Genomic DNA, 7,305 nt, shown 5'->3' on the forward strand with positions numbered 1-7,305 from the left:
CCACCGGGAAACTCACTCGGACTTCGGCGGCTTCGTCGCGTCAAAGGTGAACACGGTGTTCTTGGCCGCCGCCACAACCACCACGCGCCCCGAAACGGCGACCCGCGGACTCGCGTTAACCTCACCGGTCAGCCCGTCCGCCCGAGGACTCGTGGTCCACAGCGGCTTGCCGCCCCGCACCGAGAGAGCCACGACCCGCCCACTGGCCGAGCTGAAGTAAAGAGACCCGGAACCAGGAGAACCAGCTCCCGCGGCCGCCACAGGACCAGAGGCCCCCTCCACACTCGTCTGCCGGGACCACTTCTCCCGACCGGTCACCGGGTCCACCGAGCTGATCCGCCCGGTCGTGCCGGCGAAGTAGACGGTGCCGTCCGCCATGCCGGGCGTCGCGTCGTACGTCTTCTTCAGCGGCCGGGACGAGACCTGACCGCTCGCCGGATCGACCCGCAGCACCTTGTCGTACCCGACGGACTGGGCGCCCTCCATCCGCTGGTGCAGAAGCACGAGTCGGCCCTTGCCGGCACCGATCGGCTGCACGGGCCCTTGGACGGGGATGCCCTTGCCGAGCGCCCCGGACTTGAGGTCCACGGTGTGCAGGACGGGGTGACGCACATCGACGTTCGCGACCTCGGCGGACGGCCCGCACATCGCGTACATGCGCTGTCCCGCCGCGACCGGCGTGCACTCGGAGCCCGCGGGGAACGGCGTCGACCAGATCCGGCGTCCGCTGTGCGCTTCCCTTCCCTCGACCCGCGTACGGCCCGGATCGACGCTCAGGACGGTCGAGCCGGACAGGACGGCGTCCTGCGTCCGCCCGGTGTAGACCGCCGACTGGCCGCCGATCGGCCGTGACCACAACTCCTCGCTGGTACGGGCGTCCAGCGCCACCAGCTGCTGGCCCGATTCGTCGCCCTCCGGGACGCGGTAGCCGAGGACGGTGTCGTTCGTCGCGCCCACGATGTGCATGCCCTGGATGGGCACGCCGGGGCTCTTGACCTTCCACATCTCCTTGCCGTCGGAGATCCGCAGCCGGGTCGCGACGACTCCTCCGCCCCCGCAGTACGCCGAGTCCCCGCGCGGCACGCAGCGCACCTCGTCCGGGATGCCCCGGTCGTTGGGCACGGTCGTGCGCCAGGGCTTGAAACCGTCGGGCAGGGGCGGCGCCTCGGCCGCCGCGACCGTGCTGTCCTTGCCGCTGTCGCTTCTGGAAGAGTTGCCGGACGAGCCGAGCTGGAGCGCGGCGATCCCGCCCCCGAGCGCGGCCACGGCGACGGCGGCGGCGAGTGCGGGTCTCCAACGGCGGCGCAGGCGACCGCCGTTGAGGGTGCCGACAGGCGTGGCGGCCGTCTGGACTCCACCGTCAACGCCACCGGAATCCGCAGGGGCCCCACTCCCCGCCCCACTCCCGGTCCCGTCATCCGCGGCCCGATGATGCTGCGTATCCGTGTCCCGAGTACGACTGCCGAGCGCCGCCCCCGGCGCGGCTTGCCCCAGCTCGGCAGGCAGGTCCCGCAGCCGCTCGAGCAGCTGGTCCGCGGACGGACGCGCGTCCGGTTCCTTGTCGAGACACGGCTCGACCACTGCACGCAGGGCGCCGGGGACGGCGGCCAACTCCGGCGGCTCGTGCACCACTTGATACGCCGTCATGTACGGGCTGTCCGCATCGAACGGCCCCTGCCCCGTCGCCGCGTACACCAGCAACGTACCCAGCGAGAAGACGTCGGACCGCGGCCCGACCCCGCGCGGCGCCTGCAACTGCTCCGGCGACATGAACGGCGGCGTACCGATCACCCGCCCCGTCATCGTCAGCGTCTGCTGGTCCGCGGCGCGCGAGATGCCGAAGTCGATGACGCGCGGGCCCTCGGGCGAGAGCACGACGTTCGACGGCTTCAGGTCGCGGTGCACGACGCCCGCGCGGTGGATGTCACGCAGCGCCTCCGTCAGACCGATGGCGAGCGTGCGCAGATCCGTGCCGGTCAGCGGGCCCTTCTTGGCGATGTGCTGGGCGAGGGTGTCCCCCTCTATATAGGTCGTCGCCATCCACGGGTGCTCGGCCTCCGGGTCGGCGTCGACCACGGCCGCGGTGAACGCGCCGCTGACCCGCCGCGCCGCCGCCACCTCCTGCCGGAAACGGATGCGGAATTCCTCGTCCCCGGCGTACTGCTGGTGGATCAGCTTGATCGCGACGGGGCGTCCCGAAGCCGTACGCGCCAGAAAGACCGTGCCCATGCCGCCCGAGCCGAGCCTTGCCTCGAGCGGGTAGCCGCCGATCTCAGCTGGGTCACCTCCGCGGAGCGACACTCTCCCGACCTCCCCGTCCCGCCTGCCTCAGTTTTCGCCTGGGTCCGTCCACCTGTCCTGCCACCCAAACTAGCCGCCGGGTGGTACCGCAGGGCAAGGCGGGGGACGAATAGGGCGAGCCCACCCCCGCAACCACCCCGCCCGGCAGCCACCCCCCGCGGCCACCCCAAGCGATACTCGACGGGTGAGCGCAGATTCCAGCACCCCCGACCGCACGGCGGCGACGACCGGGACCGCCGCGACGGCCCCCGGCCCGCAGCCCGAGCCCCTCCGCTTCTTCGGTACGACCTGGGTAGGCCACGACAACGGCTACGGCGCCCGCCGCGCGGGCGTCGCGGCGGGCTCGCTGCTCGCGGCGGCGGCAGGCTGCTTCGTGCTGCGTTTCGCGTACGAGGGAATGGCGATCGCGGACGTGGGGACCTTCGTGAACTTCCTGGTCCTCATCATGTTCTCGATCTGCAGCGCGATCGCCTTCCGCCGCAGCTGGGAGGGGTTCACCCGCCGCCACGACCCGGCGTCCCAGTCGTCGATGCGCGGCCTCATGACGATCGGGTTCGTCGGCGTCCTCCTCGCCTACTTCGTCCGCTCCCTCACCGAGGCCCCCGGCGAACAGCTCCACCGCCAGGAGTACGAGGCTGCCCGTGAGCAGTACACGAAGCGCACGTCCCGCCGCACGGGCAACCCGGCCCGGAAGAAGAAGAGGGCGTAACCCTCGGGCGCGGCGACCCGCCCCCTTGCCCCCTGGCCCGGCCCCCGAAATCGAGGGCCGGGCCTTGACGTGTTCGGTGCCCGGCGCGCGATAATCATCGCATGATGAATAAAGAGGAGCCTCCCGCTATCGAGGCGAGGGGCCTGACCGTCGTACGAGGCCCCCGCACCGTCCTCCGCGACCTGGACTTCACCGTCCCGAAGGGCCAGATCACCGGGCTCCTCGGCCCCTCGGGCTGCGGCAAATCCACCCTCATGCGCGCAACCGTCGGCACCCAGGCCAAGGTCACCGGCACCCTGAACGTCCTCGACCAGCCCGCCGGCGCCCCCGCCCTCCGCTCCCGCATCGGCTACGTCACCCAGCACCCCTCCGTCTACGACGACCTCACCGTCCGCCAGAACCTCGACTACTTCGCCGCCGTCCTGGACCCCGGCCGCGGCCCCGCCGCCCAACGCCGCCACGACCACGTCACCCGAGCCATCGACGACGTCGACCTGACGACCCACGCCGACGCCCTCGCCGGCAACCTCTCCGGAGGCCAGCGCAGCCGCGTCTCCCTGGCGGTCGCCCTCCTCGGCGCCCCGGAACTCCTCGTGCTCGACGAACCCACCGTCGGCCTCGACCCCGTACTCCGCCGCGACCTGTGGAACCTCTTCCACTCCATCGCCGCAGACCGGGGCACCACGATCCTCGTCTCCTCCCACGTCATGGACGAGGCCGAACGCTGCCACCGCCTCCTCCTCATGCGCGAAGGCGAGCTCCTCGCCGACGACACCCCGGACGCCCTGCGCACCCGTACGGCAACCGAGACCGTCGAAGCGGCCTTCCTCCACCTGGTGGACGAGGCGGACGCGGCCCGGAAGTCCCCTGACACCACCCCCACCAGGAGCCCCCGATGAACACCCACCGCACCCTCGCCACCGCGGCCCGCGTCCTGCGCCAGCTCCGCCACGACCCCCGCTCCATCGCGCTGATGCTGCTCGTCCCCTGCGTGATGCTGCTGCTCCTGCGCTACGTGTTCGACGGCAGCCCGGCGACCTTCGACTCCATCGGCGCCTCGCTCCTCGGCATCTTCCCCCTCATCACGATGTTCCTGGTGACGTCCATCGCCACCCTCCGCGAACGCACCTCCGGCACCCTCGAACGCCTCCTCGCGATGCCCCTCGCCAAGGGCGACCTCATCGCGGGCTACGCCCTCGCCTTCGGATTCCTCGCCGTCATCCAGTCGATCCTCGCCACCGGCCTGGCCCTGTGGACCCTCGGCCTCGACGTCACGGGGTCCGCCTGGCTGCTGCTCCTGGTCGCACTCCTCGACGCCCTGCTCGGCACGGCCCTCGGCCTCTTCGTCTCCGCCTTCGCGGCCTCCGAGTTCCAGGCCGTCCAGTTCATGCCGGCCGTGATCTTCCCCCAGCTCCTCCTCTGCGGCCTGTTCACCCCACGCGACAAGATGGCGCCCGCCCTCGAAGCGATCTCCAACGTCCTCCCCATGTCGTACGCCGTGGACGGCATGAACGAAGTCCTCCGCCACCCCTCCGTCACCGGCGCCTTCGTACGCGACGCCGTCATCGTCGCGGGCTGCGCCGTACTCGTCCTCGCGCTCGGCGCCGCCACCCTCCGCCGCCGCACGGCCTGACGCACCAATGCGAGGATGACCCGACGAGAACGACCCCCGCTGAAACGCACCTGGAGGGTGACCCACACATGCCCCAGCCCGTCGCAGTCCTCGGCACCGGCAAGATCGGCGAAGCCCTCCTCAGCGGAATGATCCGGGCCGGCTGGGCCCCCGCCGACCTCCTGGTCACCACCCGCCGCTCCGAACGCGCCACGGAACTGCGCACCCGCTACGGAGTCGACCCCGTCAGCAACGCCGAGGCCGCCAAGCAGGCCGACACCCTCATCCTGGCCGTCAAGCCGCAGGACATGGGCCGCCTCCTCGAAGAACTCGCCCCGCACATCACCCCCGACCGCCTGGTCATCAGCGCCGCCGCCGGTATCACCACCTCCTTCATCGAAGAACACCTCGCCGAGGGCACCCCCGTCGTCCGCGTCATGCCCAACACCCCGGTCCTCGTGGACGAGGGCATGTCCGTCATCTCCGCGGGCAGCCAGGCCACCGCCGCCCACCTCGCCCACGCCGAGGAGATTTTCGGCGCCGTCGGCAAGACCCTGCGCGTCCCCGAGACCCAGCAGGACGCCTGCACGGCCCTCTCCGGCTCGGGCCCGGCGTACTTCTTCTACCTGGTCGAAGCCATGACCGACGCCGGCATCCTCCTCGGCCTGCCCCGCGACAAGGCCCACGACCTCATCGTCCAGGCCGCCATCGGCGCCGCCGTGATGCTCCGCGACAGCGGCGAACACCCGGTCAAGCTCCGCGAGAACGTCACCTCCCCTGCCGGCACCACCATCAACGCCATCCGCGAACTCGAGAACCACGGCGTACGAGCAGCCCTCATCGCCGCCCTCGAAGCCGCCCGCGACCGCAGCCGCGAACTGGCCTCCGGCAACAACAGCTGACGTCCGGCCTCGGGGCGCGCCACGGTGCGCGCCCCTCGACCAGCGCCTGCTGCGCCTACTGCGCCTCGCTCACCGGCGGCAGCAGGCCGATCGCCCGATAGGCGGTGTCCACCGTCGGCCTGGACATCCCCCTGGCCCGCTCGGCCCCCCGCCGCAACACCTCCTCCACATACGCGGGATCAGCAACCAGCTCCTTGTGCTTCTCCTGCACGGGCCTCAGCACCTCCACCACGGCGTCGGCGGTGTCCTTCTTCAAAGCCCCGTACGTTTCATATACACCGCTCAGGCCCTCGGGGTTCCCACCTTCACAGGCCGCCAGGATCTCCAGCAGGTTCGAGATCCCCGGCTTGGCCTCCCGGTCGTACTCGACCTCGCTCCCGCTGTCCGTGACAGCGCGCATGATCTTCTTCCGCACGACGTCCGGCTCATCGAGCAGATAGACGATCCCGGCCCCGGCATCCCCGGACTTGCCCATCTTCGTCGTCGGGTCCTGCAGATCCATGACCCTGGCCGCCACCTTGGGAAACGTGGCCCGCGGCACGACGAACGTGTGTCCGTACCGCTGGTTGAACCGCACCGCCAGATCCCGGGTGAGCTCGACGTGCTGCACCTGGTCGTCCCCGACCGGCACCTCGTCCGCCCCGTAAGCCAGGATGTCCGCCGCCATCAGCACGGGATAGGTGAGCAGAGAAAGCCGCACGCTCCCGCCGCGCGCCCGCTCAAGCGCGGACTTCTCCTTGTACTGGATCATCCGCCGCATCTCGCCGTCCGTCGCGACGCACTCCAGCAGATACGAGAGCCGGGCGTGCTCGTCCACGTGACTCTGTACGAACACGGTGGACCGCTCGGGATCGATCCCCGACGCAAGCAACAGCGTCGCCGCCTGCCGACTGAGCCTGCGCACCCGACCGGGATCGTGATCCACGGTCAGGGCGTGCAGATCCACGACACTGAACAGCGACTCGGCGCGGTGCTGATCAACCTCTGCCCACTGGCGCACGGCGCCCAGGTAGTTCCCCAGGGTCAGGTGCCCCGTCGGCTTGATCCCGCTGAAGATCCTCGTCATCTCTCCGCCTCCTGGTCAGGACCGCCGGCCCGACGACCGGGCTCCGGGTCCTCCAGGGGGAGAAACAAGAAACGGCCGCCGAGGTCGGCAGCCGTTGAGTACATGCGTGTGTACGGCCGCCGTCAGGCGGCCCACCACAGTTGGGTGTGCGCATGTGTAGTCACGTCTCCTACGGTAGCTCTCGGGGGACGCCGCGTACCAGGGTTGACACGCCCGGGCCGCGTACGTAGTGTTCTCCGAGTTGCCCGACGTGAGCGTCGACCCTCGGTCGGTCCCCGGGCAGCCATTCCGCACAACCATTCAAACGATCGATGCCGTGTCATCTTCGATGCCCCGCCGTCTGTTCGTTTTCATGCGCTTTTGCGAAATGAGGAATCCGCGTTCGAAAGGACGCCCCGATTAGGTCGGGAGCGAGGATTCCGCTAAAGTCTCACTCGTCGGAACGGCCCAACAGCCGCGAAGACAAGCCCCGCTGACTGGGAATCAGGCCCGAAAGGATCTGGTAGAGTCGGAACCGCCGGAAAGGGAAACGCGAAAGCCGAAAGGCCGGAGCGAGAGCCGGAAAGGCACCGAGGAAAATCGGACACGAAAGAGTCTGATAGAGTCGGAAACGCAAGACGGCAAGACAAAAGAAACACCGAAGGGAAGCGCCCGGAGGAAAGCCCGAGAGGGTGAGTACAAAGGAAGCGTCCGTTCCTTGAGAACTCAACAGCGT

Annotated in this window: 6 protein-coding genes; 4 read left to right on the top strand and 2 right to left on the bottom strand. The window is 69.9% G+C overall.

Features of this window, described 5'->3' with window-relative positions; translation table 11 throughout:
* Window positions 1-12: 12 nt before the first annotated feature.
* Window positions 13-2,301, bottom strand: coding sequence for a protein kinase domain-containing protein (locus tag ACWFR3_RS42330; RefSeq protein WP_453740050.1), 2,289 nt, complete (start codon window positions 2,299-2,301; stop codon window positions 13-15).
* Window positions 2,302-2,485: 184 nt separating this feature from the next.
* Between ACWFR3_RS42330 and ACWFR3_RS42335 the strand changes: the two genes are divergently transcribed.
* The 4 genes from ACWFR3_RS42335 (at window position 2,486) to proC (ending at window position 5,524) form a co-directional block, all read left to right on the top strand.
* Window positions 2,486-3,010, top strand: a complete 525-nt coding sequence (locus ACWFR3_RS42335) for an EamA/RhaT family transporter (RefSeq protein WP_453740051.1) — start codon at window positions 2,486-2,488, stop codon at window positions 3,008-3,010.
* A 101-nt stretch (window positions 3,011-3,111) separates the two neighbouring features.
* Window positions 3,112-3,909, top strand: a complete 798-nt coding sequence (locus ACWFR3_RS42340; RefSeq protein ID WP_453740052.1) for an ABC transporter ATP-binding protein — start codon at window positions 3,112-3,114, stop codon at window positions 3,907-3,909.
* Window positions 3,906-4,643 carry an ABC transporter permease gene (locus ACWFR3_RS42345; protein ID WP_453740053.1) on the top strand — a complete coding sequence of 246 codons (738 nt, stop codon included), beginning with the start codon at window positions 3,906-3,908 and terminating at the stop codon, window positions 4,641-4,643. Before ACWFR3_RS42340 ends, ACWFR3_RS42345 begins: the two co-directional genes overlap by 4 nt.
* A gap of 68 nt (window positions 4,644-4,711) precedes the next feature.
* Window positions 4,712-5,524, top strand: a complete 813-nt coding sequence (gene proC / locus ACWFR3_RS42350; RefSeq protein WP_453740054.1) for a pyrroline-5-carboxylate reductase — start codon at window positions 4,712-4,714, stop codon at window positions 5,522-5,524.
* A 55-nt stretch (window positions 5,525-5,579) separates the two neighbouring features.
* On the opposite strand, the gene trpS is transcribed toward proC, so the two are convergent.
* Window positions 5,580-6,590, bottom strand: a complete 1,011-nt coding sequence (trpS, locus tag ACWFR3_RS42355; protein ID WP_453740055.1) for a tryptophan--tRNA ligase — start codon at window positions 6,588-6,590, stop codon at window positions 5,580-5,582.
* Window positions 6,591-7,305 lie beyond the last annotated feature (715 nt).

It is taken from the genome of Streptomyces sp. NPDC055189, assembly GCF_053606765.1.

What these genes read in the sequence shown, in the direction of transcription:
- ACWFR3_RS42340 (WP_453740052.1), top strand. Translation starts at nt 3,112, where the DNA reads ATGATGAATAAAGAGGAGCCTCCCGCTATCGAGGCGAGGGGCCTGACC.
- ACWFR3_RS42345 (WP_453740053.1), top strand. Translation starts at nt 3,906, where the DNA reads ATGAACACCCACCGCACCCTCGCCACCGCGGCCCGCGTCCTGCGCCAG.
- proC (WP_453740054.1), top strand. Translation starts at nt 4,712, where the DNA reads ATGCCCCAGCCCGTCGCAGTCCTCGGCACCGGCAAGATCGGCGAAGCC.
- trpS (WP_453740055.1), bottom strand. Translation starts at nt 6,590, where the DNA reads ATGACGAGGATCTTCAGCGGGATCAAGCCGACGGGGCACCTGACCCTG.